Genomic DNA, 21,846 nt, shown 5'->3' with positions numbered 1-21,846 from the left:
CATCGATTGTCCAGCAATTTCCGTGCCAGATAGCCAAGATTCAGGATGTCTTCGAGCAGCAGCGCCGGTTCACGCCAGCTTGTCCGGCCAGTCGATGGAGGCCTCCCGCGCCATGGCGCGGGAGGCCTGATGCTAGTTTTGCGCTGTTGTCGCTGGTTTCGGCGCGCGGCCGAAGTTCTGCAGTTCGATATCGTTGATCGCCAATCCACCCTTCTCGCGGGGCATTTCCAGCTGAAGCGTGCTGAGCTTGGAGGTATCGATATCCTTGAACGCGCTGAGCGGGATCGCAACCATGTTCATGGCACGGAATATCCCATCGGTTTCCGGTATCACATCAGCCGGATTGTCGATCATGGGAATGCCGCCTGCTTTTGGCCGCGGTATGTCGTAAAGCGCGTCCGTATAGTCGCTCGCCGTCACGGTGGCAGTCTTGCCGTTGCTGTCGGTGAGCGACACGAGGATTTCCTGGCCTACGGTCTCGGTTGCCGCCGCGCGGAACGTGAGATAATCCATGCCGGCGGTGGAAAGGTTCTTCAGGTCAGTGGTCAGCTTTGCCCCGGGCGCTTTCCAGGAAACCTGAAGCAGTTCGGTTGCCGAGCCGATGTACTCGAAGTTCTTTAGTGCATTGGGCATGCAGCCCTTTTTCTTGTAGTACCATTGCTCCATCGACAGTGGGCACACTGCCGACTGGTCGAAGCCGGTCATGACGAAAGCGCCGCCGAGACGATTGGTCTTGGTCTCGTCCAGCTTTTTCTGGTCGAAACGCTGGATAAGGATTCGGTCCTTTGCACTCTTCTGGATGCTGAGTATGATACGCTCATCGCATGTCCCCTCGCCTGCGGGACAATTGGCTGCCGGGAACCGTGCCTGGCCGTTCCAGTAGTTTGCAAATTTCATCTCGCCCCCAACGTGATAGCGCATAAAGGAGTTAATGATGAAATGGCCGCTGCGGCGCTGTTCCTTTTCATTCAAATAGAAGTGATTCAGGGAGCAAGCCGGCCTTAAGGTGTCGCGGTCACGCCACTCCGTGCTGAAAAAATTGTGGTTGGCGCCGCGCATCCATACCTGATAGTGCGGGGAGGGGTCGGTATCGACGGTACTATAGCGATTTCGGTCGAAGAATGCGAGGCCGGTCAGCGATTGCACATCGCCGTCACAGCTGCCGACGAGCGTTGCGAACGGAACATTCGTTACGCCCATAATCGGTATCGACTGGGTCGGCGCGAGAAGCAAGGCGCCCTTGAACTTATAGGGCGGTGCTTCGGCGACCGCAAATCCTATGTCGTACTTCTTCACGGCCGCTTGCAATTTCGCTTCGTCGACCGTCGCGGTCATAAGGCCATCTGCACCCTTCGTGGTCGTCGCCGCTGCCACAATTTCAGGATAGTTGGGCATCTCGTGGAAATAGCCCATAAAGCCGAAATCAATAATCCCGGCGGCGGCCTCAGCGACATAGTCTTTAAGGTCAGCAAAGGTGGTGCCTTGCCGCGCCACATTTTGCAGAAGCGTGGTACTGATGCCCATGCCGCCGCGCGAATGGCCCATAATGCCGAGACGGTCAAAGTCGAGCTTGCCCTTCAGCACGTTGAGGATGCCCGGATTGCCAAAACGGTCGATCTGTCCTGCCTCGTTGACCTGCTTGAGCTTGTCGAGCGTGGCAAGCATAAGCTGGGCCCGTCCTCGGTTGCCGTTATCCATGCCACTTTGCTTGGACATATTGATTGTATCGGCATCGATCGAAACGACGACATAACCTTGAGTAGCAAGGTCCTTGCCGAGATAGTCATAACCGAGATGGCTTACGTCGCCGTTATGCTGGCCGTGCAGGAAGACGATAAGCGGGTATTTGCTGCCATCAGCCTTCAGCACCTCTTCGGGATAGCGGATGCTGCCGCGTATGGGCGCAATCAATCCATATTTTTTGCCCTTGTGTTTCTTGAGCTCGACATCTTCAGGCTCACCCGATGTCGGTTGAAGGAAAAGCCTGCCGAGGTCATAGGTGAAGAGCAGGGACGACTTGTATTTTCCGACGTCGAACGTATCGGGCGCGACCGAAAGGAAACGCGCGGTTGCCGGATCGGACAAGGGCAGGATCGGGGGCGAGACCGGAAGCGGTTTGTCGATCAGTTCGGGCAACTGCTCGGCAGGAACGGCCGTGACGTCGCCGATGACCGGGCCTGTCACGGGGGGCTGTTCGGTGGGTTTTACAACAACTGTCTCCGGCTGCGCCGGCTGGCTGACGACCGTGCCGAATGTCGGTGACGTCTCAGCAGACCCGCCGTTATCGCAACCGGTGACGGCGACAAGCAGCGCGCCCAACAGGCATGCGCGGCTCGCGTAGGGTTTTGTCCATTGTATCATCTCAAATACTCCTCGGTCAGCGAGACGACCCGCGACGGCAGATCGCTCGCCTTTCAAAATGGCTAGATCAAGTGAGTCCCGCCCGCCGGCGGCCAGAAGGGCCCGGCTTCGAGCCGGGAGCCCTTCGCAATTACTAGTTCTGTGCAACCGATTCGGTATAGCGGCCGAAGTTCTGCAACTCGATCTCGCCGAGCCCGATCCGACCGACTTCCTTGGGCAACATCATTTCGAGCTTGCTCAGGCTGGTGGTATCGACCCCTTTGAATGCACGCAGCGGAATGGCCACCATGTGTAGATTGTCCCAATAGGGGTACATGGTGGAGGGCATGTCGAGCGGGTCGACGATCATGGGCCGGCCATCGCCCTTCGGGCGCGGCGTCTGGTAGAGCGCGTCGGTAAAGTCGCTTGCCTCGACGGTGGCGGATTTGCCCTTGCTGTCGGTCAAGGTGACAAGAATCTCCTGGCCGATGGCAAGTTCGTGCACGAGGGCGGCGCGGAAGGTCAGATAGTCCCTGCCGGCAGCCGAAAGGCCCTTGAGGTCGGTTGTGATCGTCGCATTCTTTTCCCACCAGAACAGCTGATACCGATCGGAACCCGACTGGAGCTTATCGAAGAGCGTCGTCCAGTCATAGCAACCCGCCGGGGCCATCGGGCATTGGACAGCCTGCGTGAAGCCCTTGAGCGAGAAGGCGCCGCCAAGCTTGTTTACCGTTGCTGCGGCGGGCGTCTCATAGCGTTGAATCAGCGTGGTGTTGGCCGAATCCTTCTGGATGGTCAAGAGCACGCGCTCGTCGCATGTGCCCTTGCCGCCTGGACAGGACGAAGGCGGAAGCTGTGCCTGGCCGTTCCAATAGGGAGCGAAGGCCTTTTCGCCGCCGACATACAGGCGTATGAAGGAACCGATGATGAAGCGAGCATTATTGCGCTGATCGTCCGCATTGAGGGCAAGTCTCGGCCCGAGGATCGGGTGATTGCAGGCCGTGCCGGCGGCCGATTCGGGCTTCGCCACCGTATTATAGCCGCCGCTGTTCGCACCCCTGACAAAAACCTGATAGTGCTGTGACGTGTCATCCGCGGGACCGAAACGGCTGCGGTCATAGATGGGTCCGCCGGCCAAGTGCCCGGAATTGTTGTCGGTTCCAATTGCCGCGTTGTCGCAGCCAGCGACCACGACCGCCCAAGGCATGCCCGTAAGACCGGTGACCGCTTTCCTGTCGGACGGGGCCAGCATCAGGGCAGCCTTGATGCTGTGGGGCGCCGCTTGCCCTGGGACCGCAGCGTAGGAAATGTTGAGCCGCTTGACGATATCCTTGAACTTGGCATCGTCGATGACCGGCGGCGTTCCGGAAACAGTGTTGGCGAGTTCTTTGAAAGGCTCGGCGGTATACTCCATAATAGAACTTGCGTCGGCCAGAAGCGCGGCCTTCAGACGCTCCTCCGTCGCCCCCACGCGATTCTTGTTGAAATTGATCGCGTTGGCCACCGCGGCACCGCCGCGCCCATGGCCCACGAGGCCGATGCGGTCGAGGTCGAGCTTGCCCTTAAGCACGTTCAGAACGCCAGGGCTATTGGCGGCATCGCGGTCGCCGTTCTCATTGACGACGCGCAGCTTGTCGAGTGTCGCCATCACCAGCTGACCCCGAGCAATGCCGGACCTGTCATATTCGTATTTTATCGAGCTGGTTTCGAACGTCGTCCAGGAGTTGATTTCCTCGGCATCGATCGAAAAGACGACATAGCCTTGGGAAACGAAGTCTGAGACAAGGTAATCGAACCCTTGATGATGGTTTTTGATCACCTTCTTGGCATCAGTTGTGTCGTTGTCGTGAACGACGACGATGACCGGATATTTGGCGCCGTCATTCTTCGTGACTTCATTGGGATACTTCACGGACCCGCGAATAGGCGTGAGCATCGAGTTGATGCCCTTCAGCTTGGAGCCCACCAAATCCTCGGGCGTGGTGACGAGGTTGCCGAGGTTATAGTAGAACATCAGCGATGCGGTGTATTTCCCGGCCGTAATATCCGGGGCAACCGATGTGAAGCGCGTTATCTTCTCCTCGGTCGCCGGCGTGAGGGTCGTTGTCGGCTCGCTTGGTGTGACGGTCGGCACCTCGGCCGTCGGCCCGCTTGGCACGACAACTTCGGGGGTCGAACTGGGCTTGGTGGGGTCGATCTTTGCCGCAAAGGTCGATTCAGGCGGCAATTGTACGTCGTTGCTGCTTTCCTTGTTGCAGCCAGCTAGGGCGGTCGTGGCGAGCAGCACGCCGATGAGGCATGCCCGTGTCACTTCCAATCTTATCCAATGGATCATCTGGAAAACTCCTGATTGGGCAATCGGGTCCGTAAGAGCGACTACCCGGGAAAACAATAAAATCGATAAGAGCCGAATAGATTATTCGGCTAATAAATTTTAGGACGTTCAAGTGAAAATATTGATCGTTCACTTGATTGCTTATACGGGGCGCTTTTACCTCAGATGAAAAAGCAGGGTCAATACTACAAATACCCGCCAAATCTAAATTCATCAAACTGTTACATAGGTGCTCTACTGATAGGATGGGTTAATTTGCCCCTTCGAATGCGCCTGCAGCCAGCTTGCGCACACGTCGGTGCACATCTTCGGCCATGCTTGGTCGCTTCAATGAAAATTAGCCGGATAAAGAGCACAGGCAGCCTCCGTAGCGCGGATGGTCGCCGGCTATAGCCCTCATGAAACGGTCGTCGGCTTGCCGGGCCTGCCGGTTGCGCCCGTGCCGAGGTGATGTTGCGCAGCGTTGGCGCGCTTGCGCAGCGTAAACCCCAGGCTTGAATTATGGCCGTTGACACAGCGTGGACAAACACGATCCCGGCAATTTAAAGGAGATCAACAGGACATCTTGGGCGGAGCGATGGATCGGCGCGGGTTCACATTGAATGAAGCGCAAGGCTGAAGCTGCGCCATGAGCGGCGCGCCATCCATCCACATCATGTCGTTGCGCCTGCCGGACCGGTCCGAGCGCCTGTCGAAGCTGCTGCTACGCGGGCTTGTGGCGCGCAAAATTCGAGGCCCGCCGCTGCGGCCCTGCCAATGGTGTGGCAGTGCGGCACCCAGGGATAACGGGATATTGGCGTGGTCTTTGTCGCTGCTCCCACATGAGATCGGCGATGTGGAGGTTCGCCCATCCGTTGCCGCTTTTCAATAGGATGTGCGGCGGTGTTGCATCATTGTTCAGTCAGATCCGACATCCCCGGAGGCAATCCCCGGGGATGTTTCCTGCGCTGGCAGTTTACGTTACTGCATCGCCAGATCCGAGGCGGGCTTGTCGCGGCCGAAGTTCTGCAACTCGATATCCGTTATGGCGACCTTGCCGCTTTCCTTCGGAAAGACAAGCTTCAGCTCCTTGAGTTTGGTTGGATCCACGCCCTCGAAGGCTGCGAGTGGGAACGCCACCATGTTCATAAGTATCTTAACTTTGCCTTCCGAATAGGGTTTGTCGGCGGGATCATCCAGAAGCGGAATTGTTTGCGGTACCGCCATGGGACTGGTTGAAGATGTTCCAGTGTCCGTTGGAGGTAGGCTGTCAGGCTTCTTTCGTGGCGCGTTATAGAGAGCATTGGTAAAATCGCTCGCGGTTAGGGTCGCCGCCTTGCCGGTGCTGTCAGTGAGCGTGACGAGCACCTCCTGGCCCATTGGGCGCACGACAGCAATTCGGAATGTGAGCGCATCGTAATCCTTCCCGGATAGCCCGGTGAGATCGGTTGTGATCGCGGCACCTGGCTTCGACCACGCGAGTTCGACATGCTCGGCAATTGATCGCAGTCCGGAGGATCCACCTTCCGTGAACTCGAAGCCTCCCAGTCGCTTGGGCATGCATTCGCCAGGAGTGGAAGCTCCCAAGGGCATGTTGCATCGTGCCTTATCATCGAAATCAGTAAAGCTTATTGCTCCCCCGAGAAGGGTCTGCTCCAGGCTGTTGGCAGCCCCAAAGCGTTGGATCAGCTTTCTTCGGCCTGCATCTTTCTGCACGGTCATTATAATTCGTTCTTCGCACGGTCCCAGGCCCCCTGGACAAGCCGCGTCGGGTATTCTCGCGGTGCTGTTCCAATAGGCACCAAATTTGCTTTCGCCGCCCACATGATAGCGCATAAAAGAATTGATGAGGAAAAGGCCGGTGCGGCGCTGATCTTCGTCACTCAGGCGGATACTGTCCGTTTGACCTTTTGTCCTGAAGCAAAATTTGGGCCCGCCGCCTGGTCCAAAATCGTCTTCAGTCCAAATCGAGTTGTAATCGTTGTGATTGGCACCATGGACCATGATCTGGTAGCGCGACGCCAGATCGTCATCCGGACCAAACCGGTTGTGATCGTAAGAGATCGCACCCTGCAGATTGGACATGTCGCCGTCGCAAGACGGAAGCAGCACGGCCAGCGGCACACGGTTGATGCCGGGATTACCACCGAAATCCGTCGGAGCCAGCATGAAAGCCGCCTTGAAATCATAGGGTGGAGGCACGTTGGCATTGCCGCTGCCGACAGCATAGAAGATGTTGTACTTCTTGATTGCCGCCGCAAGCTTCGCTTCGTCGACTGCCGTTTTTTTAATGGCGGCGGTAAGGTCCGGATAATCGGCTGAGAACTTGCTCCCGCTGCTGGCAACAGCGGCAATCAAATCCTGCTGTGTAGTGCCGCGTCTGTTTGCATTGAAGAGAATGGTATTTGCAATGCCCTGGCCGCCGCGTGAATGGCCCATAATGCCGATGCGGGAGAAATCCAGCTTCCCCTTTAGAATGTGGAGGCTTCCGGGCCGGCCATCCGGACCAAGTTGGCCCTGTTCATTGATCTGGCGCAGGCGATCGAGCGTGCCCAGGACCAATTGCGCACGGGTCTGGCTTGAGGGGTCGGCCCGTAACGTTGTGCCCGGCGCGAAGCCATTGATAGCGTTGGCGTCGATCGAGAGCACCACATAACCGTGCGTTGCAAGGTGTTCGGCAAGATAGTCGTAGCCCTTGTAGCTTGGAGCTGCTGCATCGTGGTTACCGTGCAACAGAACGATGATCGGATATGTCTTGGGCGCCGTCGGGCCGACTGCGTCGGTCGGGTAGCGCATCCAGCCATGCATCGGCTGTATCAAGGTGCTGCCATCGTCAAAGGTGGCAGAATCAGCGCTTGCGATAGCAACGAGGTTGCCAAGGTTGTATTCGTAGGCCGGTGACGACCAAAACGTAGCGCCGCCAGTCGCATCCGGCGCAATCTCCGTGAACCGGGTGACTGACCTGACGATCGGCTTCGGCAGGACGATCTGCGGAGCCTCGGGAACGATGGGTATCGCTTCGCCGCCCGATGTCTGCGGCGGTTCGGCCTCGCTGCCGGGCACCGCTGTGACCGTCCCGATCGCCGGTTCCTGGGGGAGACTTGCGGCTTCCGCCTGCGGTAGACTGGAGATTTCGGTCGCCGGCGACTCGAATGTAGTTGTGGGCGGCGCGGCATCGTCCCCCCCGCCGTCGCAGCCTGCTAAAGCGGCAAGCAGCACCCCAAATAGGCATGCGCGCCGCGCCTCGGCTATGAACCATCGTGTCATGTTTAACTCCTGCTCTGCGAACGGGCCCCACTGGGCGCCGACCGCGCTTGAAAATGACTAAAACATTGACGTCTGCCGCGGCAGGGCTTTGAAACATTGAGCCGGCTACGGGTATGCTCCAAGGTCAAAGCAATTTTCGTGCCAGTTGAGCGGACAAATCACCTGGTTCCCGATGCGTTAGCTTGCGCGCCACCGATCAGGCCGGGAAATCAGTCCGGTCAAAAGCAGCATCGCCCAGCCGCCGCGCATGGTTGCGCACGTCTTGCGGCCAGGACTCCGTGTGCTCGGCGAAACGCGGGTAGTCACCGGCATACAGCGCGCGTGCTGCTTCCTCACAGTGTGGAAGATCCCCGGCCATCGCCATCATGAAACGGTCGGCGGCTTCCTGCGCCTGCCGCTTGCGCTCGCGCGCTGAGGTTGAGTTGCGCGCGGCGTCGACGAGCTTACGCAGCGTAACCGATGCGCCACCAGGCTGGCGTGCGAGCCATTCCCATTGCCGGGGCAGGAGTGTCACTTCCCTTGCCGTGACGCCGAGCTTCGGCCGGCCGGGTCCGCGCTGCGCGGTGAGATCGAGCCGCGCGACGATCTCCGCCTCGGTCCCCGAGACGTCGAAGTCTACCTGCCGGCCCGTGGAGTCCTCGAAGATCAGGATGGCGGCGCCGTCGCTGCCTGCGTCCCTTGCCTTCAGCGCAACTTCGGTCGCTGTGCCGCTGGCGATTTTCTCCACGCCCTTGAAGGCTGTGTATGTTTCTTGCGGGTTTTCCATGATTGTTTCCTTGTTCGATGGCTGCTTTTACCCGGGTAAAATAGCGTCGTCAATATACCCGGGTAAAATTATCTACGCTGAACCATGCCGCCGTGCCGCCGCGCCCTTCCAAATCGGCGGGAAATGCTCTATGTGGCGCTCATGACCACACCACTTGATCACATTCGCAATTTCTCCATCGTCGCCCATATCGACCATGGCAAATCCACCCTTGCCGACCGCCTGATCCAATCGACTGGCGGGCTCGATCTGCGCGACATGAAGGAGCAGGTGCTCGACTCGATGGATATCGAGCGCGAGCGCGGCATTACCATCAAGGCTCAGACCGTACGGCTCAATTACAAGGCAAAGAACGGCGAGGACTATGTCCTCAACCTCATCGATACGCCCGGCCACGTCGATTTTGCCTATGAGGTGTCGCGGTCGCTTTCGGCCTGCGAGGGCTCGCTGCTCGTCGTCGATGCCAGCCAGGGCGTCGAGGCGCAGACGCTCGCCAATGTCTACCAGGCCATCGACAACAATCACGAAATCGTCGTGGTATTGAACAAGGTCGATCTTCCGGCCGCCGAGCCCGAGCGCATTCGCGAGCAGGTAGAGGAAGTCATCGGCATCGATGCAAGCCAGGCGGTGCTGATCTCGGCCAAGACCGGTCTCGGCATTCCGGATGTGCTTGAAGCCATCGTCAACCAGCTGCCGCCGCCACGCGAGGGCGATCGCAACAAGCCGCTGAAGGCGATGCTGGTCGATAGTTGGTATGACGCCTATCTCGGCGTCATCGTTCTCGTGCGCATCATCGACGGCGTGCTCAAGAAGGGCCAGACCATCCGCATGATGGGAACGGACGCCAGATATCCCGTGGAGCGCACCGGCGTGTTCACGCCGAAGATGCTGGCTGTCGATGAACTCGGCCCCGGCGAATTCGGCTTCATCACCGCTTCGATCAAGGAAGTCGCCGATACGCGCGTCGGCGATACGATCACCGAGGACAAGCGCCCGACCGCCGAGATCCTGCCCGGCTTCAAACCGGCGCAGCCGGTCGTATTCTGCGGTCTCTTCCCCGTCGATGCGGCGGATTTCGAGGATTTGCGCGCCGCCATGGGCAAGCTGCGCCTCAACGACGCTTCGTTCTCCTTCGAAATGGAAAGCTCGGCAGCGCTCGGCTTCGGCTTCCGCTGCGGTTTCCTCGGGCTGCTCCACCTCGAAATCATCCAGGAGCGGCTGGAGCGGGAGTTCAATCTCGATCTCATCGCCACGGCGCCGAGCGTCGTCTACAAGCTCAACATGACCGACGGCACGCAGCGTGAACTGCACAATCCCGCCGATATGCCGGAAGTGATGAAGATCGCCTCGATTGAAGAGCCGTGGATCCGCGCGACGATCCTGACGCCGGATGATTATCTCGGCGCCATCCTCAAGCTGTGCCAGGACCGGCGCGGCATCCAGATCGATCTGAACTATGTCGGCAAGCGCGCCATGGTAACCTACGACCTGCCGCTCAACGAAGTGGTGTTCGACTTCTACGACCGCCTGAAATCGATCTCCAAGGGCTATGCCTCGTTCGACTATCACCTGTCTGACTATCGCGAGGGCAATCTCGTCAAGATGTCGGTGCTCGTGAATGCCGAGCCGGTCGATGCGCTGTCGATGATGGTGCACCGTTCGGCGGCGGAAAAGCGCGGCCGCGACCTTTGCGAGAAGCTGAAGGATCTCATCCCCAAGCACATGTTCAAGATCCCGATTCAGGCGGCGATCGGTGGCACCGTTATCGCGCGCGAGACCATCTCGGCGCTGCGCAAGGACGTTACCGCCAAGTGCTATGGCGGCGACGTGACGCGCAAGCGCAAGCTTCTGGAAAAGCAGAAGGAAGGCAAGAAGCGCATGCGCCAGTTCGGCAAGGTGGAGATTCCGCAGGAAGCCTTCATCCAGGCGCTGAAGATGAGCGACAACTGAGCAACGTGAGCTACAGCGCCAGCTGCAATTTCGGAACGGCGCTACGGCAAGCCCGCCATGTCGCAGCGGTTGGGCTCATCTTCGCCGCGCTTTCCGCCTGTACGACGGTAAATCACGTTGCTCCCCCACCCGCGCCGATCGTCGAAGGCGACCGCCCCGAACCTCCGACACCCGGCATCAAGCCTCTGACGGTGGAACAGGAAGAGCAGGTGAGCGGCAGTTGAGGTTCACCCCAAGCTCTTCGAAGTGCGGGCTTGGGAGGATGTCCGCGACTTCGGTCAGGCTCGGCGTAAAACGCGGCACGGTTTCAGCCGCGCTTTGTGAACTCCATCAGCCAGTTGGTTTCCCAGGTCTCGCCGCCATCCTTGGAAAAGGCCTGGGCCCAGAGCGGCTTTTCGGGCGACGGGGTCCAAAGGAAGCGGACGCGAACCGGCACGCCGTCATCCGTGTCGTCACCGTAAAAGATACCCTTGCCGCCATCGAAATGGCCGATGACCGGCGGAAACAGGCAATTGCTGCGGCTGTCGGCCCAATGCAGCGACCACGAACCGTCGCGCGGGTTGAAGAGACGCAGCGTCAGGCCGGCAAAGCCCTTCTCCGAAATATCCATCTCGTCAATATTGGCGGTGTCCTGCAGGAGCTTGCGGACGCGCGACGTCGCCGGGAACTCGTCCCATTCATCCGAGCCGACAAAACGATGCTTGAGCCGCTGGTTGCGGATGCTCCAGTCGCCGATGAGGAAATCGAAATCAGTTGCACTGCCGATTGTTTCGGGCCGCGCGTCCATCATCGTTCCCTCCCGCTTATTGTGTCCTCAAACAGAAATATAGCGCAGGCCTCCTGACAACCTCCTGTCAGGAGGTGGCGGGGAACAGGATCGGGAATTGCTGGAGGCGATTACGTGTATGGGCGGCACGATGGCGAGGGGAGGCACCGATAAGCGACCCCGACCCATTCGGATGCCCTTTTCATGCTCCTGCTTCCAATAGGAAAGGAAAGTGATATCTAAAGAAGCATGACGTCAAAACCGCGCATTACCATTCGATATTGTACGCAGTGCAATTGGCTCCTGCGTTCCGCCTGGATGGCACAGGAACTCCTGTCGACCTTCGGTGCCGATCTTGGTGAGGTGGCGCTTGTTCCAGGAACCGGTGGCATTTTCAAGATCCAGGTCGATGGCGAAAGCATCTGGGAGCGCAAGCGCGATGGCGGCTTCCCTGAGGCGAAAGTCCTGAAGCAGCGCGTGCGCGACATCGTCTGGCCCGAGCGTGATCTCGGTCATTCAGATAAGCATCACCGGGCCCCCGCCAGCGACGAGCACAGCGAGGAGCTTAAGGGCGGGGCAGAGACCACCCCCGCCAGCGAGGAGCTTAAGGGCGGGCCATTCAATGAGTAAGCCGGAGGTTACCACCACGCGGCTCGACGATGCGGCCCGTGCCGGCTGGCTCTATTATGTGGCCGGCAATACGCAGGATGAGATCGCAGCCAAGCTCGGCATTTCGCGCCAGTCGGCGCAGCGCATGGTCTCGCTCGCCGTCTCGGAAGGTCTCGTAAAGGTAAGGCTTGACCATCCGATCGCACGCTGCCTCGACCTCGGCGCGCAACTGCGCGAGCGTTTCGCCCTGAAAATGACGGAGGTTGTGCCGACCGATCCAGGCTCGACCTCGACGACACTCGGTGTCGCCGATGCGGCCGCAGCTGAAATGACGCGCTGGCTGAAATCGGAAACGCCGATCGTGCTCGGCATCGGCACCGGGCGCACACTCAAGGCGGCGATCGAGCAGCTGTCGCCGATCGAATGCCCGCAACACAAGGTGGTATCGCTGACCGGCAATATTTCGCCGGATGGCTCGGCGGCCTATTACAACGTCATTTTCAATATTGCCGACAAGATCAAGGCGCGGTCCTTCCCGATGCCGCTCCCGGTCATCGCCTCTTCTCCGGAGGAGCGCGAACTTCTGCACGCGCAGGCGATGATCCGTCCGGTGCTGGAACTTGCCGCCATGGCCAATGTGGCGTTTCTCGGCATCGGTGATCTTGGCGATGAGGCGCCGCTTTTTGTCGACGGCTTCATTTCGCGCCAGGAACTCGGCGCCTTGCGCAGTGCGGGGGCCGTCTGCGAGATCATCGGCCGCGCCTTTGACCGGAATGGATCGCCCATTGCCGGGCTGACGAACGAGCGCGTGGCCAGCGCGCCGATCCCTTCTTGCGAGACCGCCATGGTCATCGCCACCGCCATGGGTGCGCGCAAGATGCAAGGAATTTCGGCGGCCATAAAAGGCAAGCTTATCAATGGTTTGATTACCGACGAGCAAACTGCGGAAATGCTTCTCGGCGAAAAGTAAATATCATCCTGTTTGGTCTTATGTTGCAACGCAGCGACGAATTGCGCTTGACTTGTTTTGCCATTGTGTGAGTATTTGCCCAACAAGCTAGCAAATGCTCATAACATTCGGGAGGAATGAAATGTTAACGAGAACGCTTCTGCTCGGCGCTGCATCGGTGCTCGCCATGGCGAGTTTCGCGCACGCGGAAACCACGCTGACCATCGCCACCGTCAACAATGGCGACATGGTCCGCATGCAGAAATTGACCGACGACTTTTCCAAGAAAAATCCAGATATCAAGCTCGAGTGGGTAACGCTCGAGGAAAACGTGCTGCGCCAGCGCGTGACGACCGATATCGCCACCAAGGGCGGCCAATACGACATCCTGACCATCGGTACTTACGAGGTGCCCATCTGGGCGAAGCAAAAGTGGCTGCTGCCGCTTGATGGACTCGGCCAAGCGTATGATGCGGACGACTTGCTGCCTGCGATCAAGGATGCGGTCTCGGTCGACGGCAAACTCTATGCCTCGCCGTTCTATGGTGAGAGCGCCATGGTCATGTACCGCAAGGATCTCGCCGAAAAGGCGGGCGTCACTATTCCTGAAAAGCCGACCTGGGACCAGATCGCCGAAGCCGCCAAGAAGATGACGGACAAGTCCACCGAGACCTACGGCATCTGCTTGCGCGGCAAGGCCGGCTGGGGCGAGAACATGGCGCTTTTGACCGCCATGGCCAATTCCTTCGGCGCGCGCTGGTTTGACGAAAAGTGGCAGCCCCAGTTCGATCAGCCGGAATGGAAGAAGGCGCTTACCTTCTACGTCGACCTGATGAAGGAAGCCGGACCTCCCGGAGCATCCTCCAACGGCTTCAATGAAAACCTTGCACTGTTCCAGACCGGCAAGTGCGGTATCTGGATCGACGCCACGGTTGCTGCATCTTTCGTGACCAATCCGAAGGACTCGAAAGTTGCCGACAAGGTAGGTTATGCGCTGTTCCCCACCGGTGACGCGGGGCCTGACAATCACGGCAACTGGCTCTGGGCCTGGAATCTCGGCATTCCTGCCGGCACCCAGAAAGCGGAAGCCGCGCAGAAATTCGTCTCCTGGGCGACCGACAAGGCCTATACGGAACTCGTCGCCAGCAAGGAAGGCTGGGCCAACGTTCCCCCGGGCACGCGCAAGTCGCTCTATGCCAACCCGGAATATGAAAAGGCGGCGCCGTTTGCCAAGATCACACTCGACGCGATGAATGCGGCAAATACCAGCAAGCCGTCCGTCAAGCCTGTGCCCTATACGGGCGGGCAGTTCGTCGCGATCCCTGAATTCCAGGGTATCGGTACGGCCGTGGGCCAGCAGTTCTCGGCAGCGCTTGCCGGCTCCGTCAAGGTCGATCAGGCACTGACGAGCGCCCAGCAGCTCACCACCCGCGAAATGACCAAGGGCGGCTATATCAAATAGGGATCCTCCTGGCCTCGGACGGTTCGCTGACGCAAATGTCTGCGAGCCGCCCGAGCCTCCTTTGCTTCTCGTAACGGCAAACGCATCGGAACCTGACCATGGCCACGCACCAGACGCGCGCAACTGCCCGTATCATGATGTCACCGGCTGTCATCCTGCTGTTTCTCTGGATGATCGTGCCGCTCGTCATGACGCTGTATTTCTCGTTCCTGCGCTACAATCTGCTCATGCCGGGAACCGAGGAATTCGTCGGGTTCCTCAATTACAAATACTTTCTGACCGACCCCTCATTCTTCACGGCGCTCGGCAATACGCTTACCCTTGTCGGCGGCACACTGCTCATCACCGTTATCGGCGGGATCCTTCTCGCATTGGTGCTCGACCAACCGTTTTTCGGCCAGGGCATCGTACGGCTTCTCGTCATCGCACCGTTCTTCGTCATGCCCACCGTCTCGGCGCTCGTGTGGAAGAACATGCTGATGCATCCGGTCAATGGGCTCTTTGCCTGGATCGCCCGATCGTTCGGCTTTCAGCCCATCGACTGGTTCGCTGAAGTCCCGCTATTTTCGATCATTCTCATCGTCGCCTGGCAGTGGCTGCCGTTTGCGACGCTTATCCTTCTGACCGCACTGCAATCACTCGATGGCGAGCAGATCGAAGCGGCTGAAATGGATGGCGCCGGCGCCTTGTCGCGCTTCTTCTATCTGGTGCTCCCCCACATGTCGCGTGCGATCACCGTGGTGATCCTCATCCAGACGATCTTCCTTTTGAGCGTCTTTGCCGAAATCCTCGTCACGACCAATGGCGGACCGGGCATCCAGACGACGAACATCACCTACCTGATCTACGCGCAGGCACTGCTGCAGTTCGACGTCGGCGGCGCTTCGGCAGGCGGTATCGTCGCGGTGATCCTCGCCAATATCGTCGCCTTCTTCCTCATTCGCCTCATCGGCAAGAACCTCGAGAGGTAAGATCATGGCCAGAGCAATCTCGACACGCCGAAAACTGACCTTCTCCATTCTTGGCTGGGCGATCGGACTTCTAATCTTCTTCCCGATCCTGTGGACGTTCCTGACAAGCTTCAAAACCGAGGGCACCGCCATTGCAACGCCCCCGCAGTTCCTGTTCTTCGACTGGACGCTTGAGAACTATCACGAGGTGCAGGCGCGCTCCGATTATATGAAGCATGTGACCAATTCCATCGTGATATCGGTTGGCTCGACCCTGATCGGCCTCGCGCTCGCCATACCGGCCGCCTGGGCCATGGCGTTTTCGCCGACAAAGCGTACCAAGGACGTCCTGATGTGGATGCTGTCCACAAAGATGATGCCGCCGGTCGGCGTTCTGGTGCCGCTCTATCTGATCTTCCGCGATTGGGGCCTGCTCGATACGCGGCTTGGTCTTGTTGCGGTCCTGACCATGATCAACCTGCCGATCATCGTGTGGATGCTCTACACTTATTTCAAGGAAATCCCCGGGGAGATCCTTGAAGCGGCGCGGATGGACGGCGCATCGCTTATGAAGGAAATCGTCTATGTGCTGACACCCATGGCGGTGCCCGGCATTGCCTCGACCATGCTGCTCAATATCATTCTCGCATGGAACGAGGCGTTCTGGACGCTCAATCTCTCCGCCGCGAATGCTGCGCCGCTTACAGCATTCATTGCGTCCTACTCCAGTCCCGAAGGCTTGTTCTGGGCGAAGCTGTCGGCTGCATCCACAATGGCGATCGCCCCCATTCTGATCATGGGCTGGTTCTCGCAAAAGCAATTGGTACGCGGCCTGACATTCGGCGCGGTGAAATAAGATTTCAGGGAGGACATGATGGGAAGCATCACACTGCAGAAAGTATCGAAGTCGTTTGGAACGACATCGGTCATTCCGGAAATCGACCTGGATATCAATGACGGCGAGTTCGTCGTCTTCGTAGGGCCGTCAGGCTGCGGAAAGTCCACGCTGCTGCGCATGATCGCCGGCCTCGAAGACTTGAGCGGCGGGCGCATCGTCATCGACGGCAAGGACATGTCCAACGAAGCGCCGGCCAAGCGCGGGCTATCCATGGTGTTCCAGTCCTATGCGCTTTACCCGCATATGAGCGTTTACGGCAACATCGCTTTTCCGCTCAAGATGGACGGACAGGACAAGGCCGCGATCGACAAGAAGGTTCGCGACGCGGCGAACATTCTTAACCTCACCAACTATCTCGATCGCCGGCCGGGCCAGCTCTCGGGTGGCCAGCGCCAGCGCGTCGCCATCGGCCGCGCGATCGTGCGCCAGCCCAAGGCGTTCCTTTTTGACGAACCTCTGTCGAACCTCGACGCGGCACTTCGCGGCAACATGCGCCTCGAAATCAGCGACCTGCATCATCAGCTGAAGACGACGATGATCTATGTGACGCATGACCAGATCGAGGCGATGACCATGGCCGACAAGATCGTGGTGCTCAATGCCGGCCGGATCGAGCAGGTGGGGTCGCCGCTCGAACTCTACCGGAATCCGCGCAACCTGTTCGTCGCCGGCTTCATCGGCTCGCCGCGCATGAACTTCATTGAAGGCGCACATGCCGCCACGCTGAATGCCGCGACGGTGGGCATACGTCCCGAACACATGCGTATCTCGACAACCGAAGGCACATGGCCGGGTACTGTTGGCGTCACCGAGCATCTCGGCTCCGACACCTTGATTCATGTCCAGTCCGACGGGATCGGCAAGATCACTGTACGGACCGACGGCGATTTTCCGGTCGAGCACGGGCAGAAGGTCTTCATCACGCCTGAGGAGCGTCGCGTCCATCGTTTCGATGCGAACGGACAGGCCATCCAGTAACCAAGAGCAATTCCAATGAACAGACTGCAAGGAAAGACAGCATTCATCACCGGGTCAGCCCGCGGCATCGGCCGATCATTCGCCGAAGCCTATCTGCGCGAGGGCGCGGCTCATGTGGTTATCGCCGATATCGATCTCGACCGGGCCAGGCAGACGGCAAGCGAGCTTGGTGAACGTGCCCATGCCGTTCGCCTCGACGTAACCGACCAGGCTTCGATTGACGCCGCCGTCAAGGAGGCCGTCGACAAGTTCGGCGGGGTCGACGTGCTTATCAACAATGCTGCGCTTTTCGACCTGGCCCCGATCGTCGACATAACGCGCCAAAGCTATGACAAGCTGTTTGCCGTCAATTTTGCCGGCACGCTGTTCACCTTGCAGGCTGTCGCCAGGGCGATGATCGCACGCGGCAAGGGCGGCAAAATCATCAACATGGCGAGCCAAGCCGGCCGACGCGGCGAGCCGCTCGTTGCGATCTACTGTGCGACGAAGGCTGCGGTGATCAGCCTGACGCAATCTGCCGGGCTCAACCTTATCGAGCATGGCATCAATGTGAACGCCATTGCGCCCGGCGTTGTCGACGGCGAGCATTGGGACGGTGTCGATGCTCTGTTCGCAAAATATGAAAACCGCCCGCGCGGCGAAAAAAAGAAGCTCGTTGGTGAGGCGGTGCCCTATGGGCGCATGGGCACTGCCGACGATCTGACAGGAATGGCGATATTTCTTGCCAGCAGCGAGAGCGATTACATCGTTGCCCAGACCTATAATGTCGATGGCGGCAACTGGATGAGCTGATCTTCCCGGCGCTGATTTGCCGGTTCAAATGACACAAGAAGAGGGGTTAAGCCCGATGACTGTTAAACTCTCGCAAGCAGCGCTCAAGCAGATGCCGCAGAACGTCGGCGTTCCGCGCTATGACCAGGCCAATCTGAAGGCAGGTATCGTTCATTTCGGCATCGGCAATTTCCATCGCGCACACCAGGCGGTCTACCTTGACGAGTTGTTCAATGGCGGTTCGGACCACGAATGGGCCATCGTCGGCGCGGGCGTTCTTCCTTCAGACGAAACCATGCGCCAGAAGCTTTCCGACCAGGATTGGCTGACGACCGTTGTCGAGCAGGATAGTGGCCACCGCATCGCCCATATCACGGCATCGATGATCGACTATCTTGAACCGGCTGATACCGAAGCCACGATTTCGCGCCTCGCGGACCCGACGATCCGCATCGTGTCGATGACGATCACCGAAGGCGGCTATTTCATCGATCCGGCCTCGGGCGTGTTCAATCCCAAACATCCCGCGATCGTAGCGGATGCGGCGAATATCAAGAGCCCAAAGACTGTTTTCGGCCTTATTCTTGCCGGGTTGATGCGCCGCCGCGACGAGGGCACCGAGCCCTTCACCGTCATGTCCTGTGACAATATTCCGGGCAACGGTCATGTGACCAGCGATGCGGTGAGCGGACTTGCAGCTCTGATCGATCCGGGCCTTGCGAAGTGGGTCAAGGACAATGTGGCTTTCCCGAACAGCATGGTCGACCGCATCACTCCGGCAACCACCGACCGCGAGCGCCAGATGCTGACGACGGATTTCGGCGTGGAGGATAATTGGCCTGTGTTCTGCGAGCCGTTCAAGCAATGGGTACTCGAAGATCACTTCCCCACCGGCCGCCCGGCACTCGAAAAGGTCGGGGTTACATTCGTCAAGGATGTGGCGCCGTATGAGCTCATGAAAATACGCATCCTCAATGGCGGTCACGCGGCAATCGCCTATCCAGCCGCATTGATGGACATTCATTTTGTCCACGAAGCCATGGAGGAGCCACTGATCCGTGATTTCCTCACCAAGCTCGAGCGCGATGAGATCATTCCCGTCCTGCCGCCAGTACCCGGCATGCCGTTCGATGAGTATTTCGACCTGATCGTCAGGCGCTTTTCCAATCCCAAGATCGGCGATACGATCCAACGCCTTTGCCAGGATGGTTCCAACCGGCAGCCGAAATTCATCCTGCCGACCACCGCCGACCGGTTGAAAGCCGGCAAAAGCATCACCGGGCTTGCGCTGGTTTCAGCGCTCTGGTGCCGTTTTTGCGCGGGTACCACCGACACGGGCAAGCCGACGAATTATCTTGATGCCAGCGCCGAGCGGCTGAAAGTTGAGGCGCTCAAGGCAAAGGACGACCCCAAGGCGTTCCTCGCAATGAGCGACATTTTCGGCGAGGTCGGGACCGCTCCCACTTTCGTTGAAACATTTACCCGCCACCTGCGCACACTCTGGGACAAGGGCACGCGCGAAACGCTGACGCTCTATCTCCAGGGCAAGCTTTGAGATGGCCAAGCCCGCACTCGTCATCTTCGATTGCGATGGCGTGCTCGTCGACAGCGAGCCCATTTCCATCGCCGTCCTGCTCGATATGATCGCCAAGAGCGGCACGACCTTGTCCGAGGACGATGCTTATGACCGCTTCCTCGGGCGCAGCATGACGACGATCAGCAAGATCCTGCACGAGGATTACGGCTTTGCCGCAAGCGATGCCGATCTCGATGAAATGCGGGCGAATCTCTTCGCGCGATTCAAACGTGACCTCAAGCCCATCCCCGGGATAGCCGATACGTTGCGGGTACTCGACATACCGCGTTGCGTCGCGTCGTCGAGCCAACCCGATCGGATCCGCCTGTCGCTGCAACTGACCGGGCTGATCGATTTGCTTGACCCCCATATTTTCAGCGCAACCATGGTGAAGCATGGCAAGCCTGCGCCCGACCTCTTTCTCCTCGCCGCACGCACAATGAAGGCTGATCCAGAAGATTGCGTGGTGGTGGAAGACAGTCCCGCCGGGATCGAGGCGGCAAAAAGCGCCGGAATGCGGGTCTTTGCCTTCACCGGCGGCACACACTCGCGCGGGGGCCGGCTGGAGGCGGCACTTGCGTCTCTCGGCCCAGACCGTATATTCAACGACATGTTGCAATTGCCCGGCTTGCTCGCCTCGCAGGAAGCCACACCGAAAGTTCGTTGATGCCGAAATTCGTCTGTGCGGTCGATGTTGGTACCGGAAGCGCCCGCGCGGGTATTCTTGACGTAAACGGCAATCTGCTAGGGCGTGTCGAACATCCAATCCTGATGAACCGGCCTTTCGGCGACCATGCCGAGCACGATTCGGAAGACATCTGGAAGTCCGTGTGCATCGCCGTCCAGGGCGCCATCGTGCAATCGGGTGTCAGTCGCTCGGATATCGCCGGCATAAGCTTCGACGCAACCTGCTCGCTCGTGGTCCGTGACGCGGACGGCGCTCCGCTCGCGGTATCGACATCGGGCGAAAACCGCTGGGATACGATCGTCTGGCTTGACCATAGGGCACTCGCGGAGGCTGATGAATGCACCGCAAGCCGCCACAAGGTGCTGGAACACCTGGGCGGCGTCATGTCGCCAGAGATGGAGACGCCGAAGCTGATGTGGCTTAAGCGGCACCTTCCGGAAACATGGAAGCAAGCTGGCTACTTTTTCGACCTTGCCGACTATCTGACGTGGAAGGCAACAGGCTCGCTCGCCCGTTCCCAATGTACGCTGACCTGCAAGTGGGCCTATCTGGCACATGAGGAGCCGGGCTGGCAGCCGGACTTTTTCGAGGCCATGGGTATTGCCGACATGCTCGAGCGCGGCAGCCTGCCGAAGCGCGCGAGCCCCGTCGGGTCCGATGTCGGCGCCTTGACGCAACATGCCGCCGATGCGCTCGGACTAACGACGCAATGTCACGTCGGGGCGGGGTTGATCGATGCTTACGCGGGCGCGCTTGGTGTTCTTGCCGGGTTCGCCGGCGACCTGTCGCAGATCGACCGCCACCTTGCGCTGATTGCCGGGACCTCGAGTTGCCTCATGGCGCTGTCGCCGGAGCCGATCTCTTTCAGCGGCGGATGGGGCCCCTATTACGGCGTCGCCTTGCCGGATTGCTGGCTGAGCGAGGGCGGACAATCCGTAGCGGGCGCGCTGCTCGACCACATGATCCGTTGGCATGGCGCCGTCGGCGAACCGAATGCCGCGCTTCACAAGAAGATAACGGACCGTGTCATGGAACTGCGTGCGGGCGAAGGCCTCGATCTTGCGGGACGCTTGCACGTGCTCCCGGACTTCCATGGAAATCGTTCGCCGCTTGCCGATCCGCATGCGGTGGGCGTCATCAGCGGCCTGACGCTCGACACCTCCTTCGACAGTCTTTGCCGGCTGTACTGGCGCACCTGCGTCGCAATCGCCCTTGGAGTGCGCCATATCCTCGATGCGCTGAACGACAAGGGCTATGCGATCGACACGATGCATGTCACCGGCGGCCACATCAAGAACCCGCTGCTCATGGAGCTATACGCAGATGCCACCGGTTGCACGGTCGTGACATCCGCTGCCGAGGATGCGGTGCTGCTTGGCACAGCGATGGTCGCCGCCACGGCGGCTGGCCTTTACCCGGATCTGCCCTCGGCGTGCCTCGCCATGAAGCAAGGCGGCCGCGAACGGCAACCAAATCCAGATGCGCGCCCGCGTTTCGACCGCGACTACCGCATTTTCCTCGAAATGCACGCGCAACGGCGCGTACTTGATTCGCTCTAGCGC

The 21,846-nt window shown here is 59.2% G+C and carries 16 protein-coding genes and 1 pseudogene; 12 read left to right on the top strand and 5 right to left on the bottom strand.

The window, feature by feature from the left end:
* Nucleotides 1–132: 132 nt before the first annotated feature.
* The 4 genes from BLR72_RS07505 to BLR72_RS07490 form a co-directional block, all read right to left on the bottom strand.
* Nucleotides 133–2,361: an alpha/beta hydrolase family protein gene (locus BLR72_RS07505; RefSeq protein WP_091946953.1), complete on the bottom strand. Its 2,229-nt coding sequence runs from the start codon at nt 2,359–2,361 to the stop codon at nt 133–135.
* A 133-nt stretch (nt 2,362–2,494) separates the two neighbouring features.
* A complete protein-coding gene (locus BLR72_RS07500; protein WP_091946950.1) occupies nt 2,495–4,675 on the bottom strand; it encodes an alpha/beta hydrolase in 2,181 nt (726 codons plus the stop codon).
* Nucleotides 4,676–5,635: 960 nt separating this feature from the next.
* Complete coding sequence (locus BLR72_RS07495) at nt 5,636–7,921, bottom strand: alpha/beta hydrolase family protein (protein ID WP_091946948.1); 2,286 nt, start codon at nt 7,919–7,921, stop codon at nt 5,636–5,638.
* Between the two features lie 196 nt (nt 7,922–8,117).
* On the bottom strand, nt 8,118–8,687 hold the full coding sequence (locus BLR72_RS07490; RefSeq protein ID WP_091946945.1) for a DUF2239 family protein: 570 nt from the start codon (nt 8,685–8,687) through the stop codon (nt 8,118–8,120).
* Between the two features lie 141 nt (nt 8,688–8,828).
* On the opposite strand from BLR72_RS07490, the gene lepA reads away from it, so the two are divergent.
* The gene (gene lepA, locus BLR72_RS07485; RefSeq protein WP_027230661.1) at nt 8,829–10,637 is read left to right on the top strand and encodes a translation elongation factor 4; all 1,809 of its coding nucleotides are present in this window, start codon (nt 8,829–8,831) and stop codon (nt 10,635–10,637) included.
* A 5-nt stretch (nt 10,638–10,642) separates the two neighbouring features.
* Nucleotides 10,643–10,861, top strand: a complete 219-nt coding sequence (locus BLR72_RS07480) for a hypothetical protein (protein ID WP_091946942.1) — start codon at nt 10,643–10,645, stop codon at nt 10,859–10,861.
* Nucleotides 10,862–10,944: 83 nt separating this feature from the next.
* Here BLR72_RS07480 and BLR72_RS07475 read toward each other — a convergent pair whose 3' ends face one another.
* On the bottom strand, nt 10,945–11,427 hold the full coding sequence (locus BLR72_RS07475; RefSeq protein WP_244506654.1) for a hypothetical protein: 483 nt from the start codon (nt 11,425–11,427) through the stop codon (nt 10,945–10,947).
* 225 nt (nt 11,428–11,652) lie between these two features.
* Between BLR72_RS07475 and BLR72_RS07470 the strand changes: the two are divergent.
* From BLR72_RS07470 to BLR72_RS07425, 10 genes and pseudogenes are all read left to right on the top strand, one after another.
* Nucleotides 11,653–11,928: pseudogene (locus BLR72_RS07470) on the top strand (SelT/SelW/SelH family protein); the annotation flags it as partial.
* A 97-nt stretch (nt 11,929–12,025) separates the two neighbouring features.
* Entirely contained in the window at nt 12,026–12,982 is a 957-nt protein-coding gene (locus BLR72_RS07465; protein WP_091946935.1) for a sugar-binding transcriptional regulator, read from the top strand.
* A 121-nt stretch (nt 12,983–13,103) separates the two neighbouring features.
* Nucleotides 13,104–14,423, top strand: a complete 1,320-nt coding sequence (locus BLR72_RS07460; RefSeq protein WP_027230658.1) for an ABC transporter substrate-binding protein — start codon at nt 13,104–13,106, stop codon at nt 14,421–14,423.
* Nucleotides 14,424–14,521: 98 nt separating this feature from the next.
* Nucleotides 14,522–15,394 carry a carbohydrate ABC transporter permease gene (locus tag BLR72_RS07455; protein WP_027230657.1) on the top strand — a complete coding sequence of 291 codons (873 nt, stop codon included), beginning with the start codon at nt 14,522–14,524 and terminating at the stop codon, nt 15,392–15,394.
* 4 nt (nt 15,395–15,398) lie between these two features.
* Nucleotides 15,399–16,229, top strand: a complete 831-nt coding sequence (locus tag BLR72_RS07450; RefSeq protein WP_091920348.1) for a carbohydrate ABC transporter permease — start codon at nt 15,399–15,401, stop codon at nt 16,227–16,229.
* A gap of 18 nt (nt 16,230–16,247) precedes the next feature.
* Nucleotides 16,248–17,249 carry an ABC transporter ATP-binding protein gene (locus BLR72_RS07445; RefSeq protein WP_027230655.1) on the top strand — a complete coding sequence of 334 codons (1,002 nt, stop codon included), beginning with the start codon at nt 16,248–16,250 and terminating at the stop codon, nt 17,247–17,249.
* Between the two features lie 15 nt (nt 17,250–17,264).
* On the top strand, nt 17,265–18,041 hold the full coding sequence (locus BLR72_RS07440) for an L-iditol 2-dehydrogenase (RefSeq protein ID WP_091946932.1): 777 nt from the start codon (nt 17,265–17,267) through the stop codon (nt 18,039–18,041).
* A 55-nt stretch (nt 18,042–18,096) separates the two neighbouring features.
* Entirely contained in the window at nt 18,097–19,575 is a 1,479-nt protein-coding gene (locus tag BLR72_RS07435) for a mannitol dehydrogenase family protein (protein WP_091946929.1), read from the top strand.
* Nucleotide 19,576: 1 nt separating this feature from the next.
* Nucleotides 19,577–20,263 carry an HAD family hydrolase gene (locus BLR72_RS07430; protein WP_091946927.1) on the top strand — a complete coding sequence of 229 codons (687 nt, stop codon included), beginning with the start codon at nt 19,577–19,579 and terminating at the stop codon, nt 20,261–20,263.
* On the top strand, nt 20,260–21,843 hold the full coding sequence (locus BLR72_RS07425; RefSeq protein WP_175492308.1) for an FGGY-family carbohydrate kinase: 1,584 nt from the start codon (nt 20,260–20,262) through the stop codon (nt 21,841–21,843). Before BLR72_RS07430 ends, BLR72_RS07425 begins: the two co-directional genes overlap by 4 nt.
* Nucleotides 21,844–21,846: the final 3 nt, after the last annotated feature.

Source organism: Phyllobacterium sp. YR620, assembly GCF_900104165.1.
GTDB lineage: Bacteria > Pseudomonadota > Alphaproteobacteria > Rhizobiales > Rhizobiaceae > Phyllobacterium > Phyllobacterium pellucidum.
This window is presented reverse-complemented; position numbering and strand designations above follow the sequence as displayed.